We start from the raw sequence: 768 nt of genomic DNA, 5'->3' as shown, positions 1-768 counted from the left end.
TCGGAGCGACACACCCGCACCCCGGACGATCAACCAGCCGCTCCCGATCTACACCACGCAGTGGGACTCACCCCCGGTGGCGGTCGGGGCGCTGACGACGAACCTCACGGTGCAACGGGCCGGCTACTACCGGCAGGCCGTCGACGACACGGACGTCTACGACCGGCTCTACGACCAGGTCCTCGCTGATCCGGCGGTCGCCGGGGTGACCCGTGACCTGCTCGCGGGGCTGCCCGTGCCGTCCGACGTCGTCGTCGACAACCTGCGGATCGTCGCACCGGAATCAGCTGTCCGCGGCACCGTGAACACCCTCAGCGCCCAGATCGCGGACTATCTGGGTGGCAGTAATCCGACCCTCTCGCTGAGCGTCGATCTACGACCGGTGTTCACGGCGATCGCGAAGCTCGCGACCATCTACCTGGCCGGGCAGGTGTCGGGCACGCCGACCTTCCAGGCCCACGACGTCGCGGCTGTGACCCAGGTGCTCGTCGCCGGTCTGGACCAGATGGCGCAGGGCCGCCGCCCGGCCGGCGTCCCGACGTTCGACCTCACCGCCCGGCAGGCCGAGCGGATCACCGCCGTGCTGGTGAGCAGGCTGCCGCCGTCGGACCGGGTGCGGATGCGCGGCGAGGTCGCGGGCCTGCTGCGTCAGGGCCGGGTGTCCGCCGCGCTCGCGGCGGTGGGACCGCTGCTGTTCCAAGGCGACGAGGCGGCCCTCACCGACCTGCGCCGCCGCCTCGCCGGCGACCGGCTCGACCTGGGCACACC

At 72.3% G+C, this 768-nt stretch carries 1 pseudogene; it reads left to right on the top strand.

The features are described from left to right. Positions 1 to 28: 28 nt before the first annotated feature. Positions 29 to 768, top strand: a pseudogene (locus MXD58_RS26045) (PI-PLC domain-containing protein); the annotation flags it as partial.

Source organism: Frankia sp. AgKG'84/4, from assembly GCF_023242965.2.
Lineage (GTDB): Bacteria > Actinomycetota > Actinomycetes > Frankiales > Frankiaceae > Frankia.
Note: the sequence above shows the minus strand (reverse complement) of the source record. Positions and strands in the feature narration are given on the sequence as shown.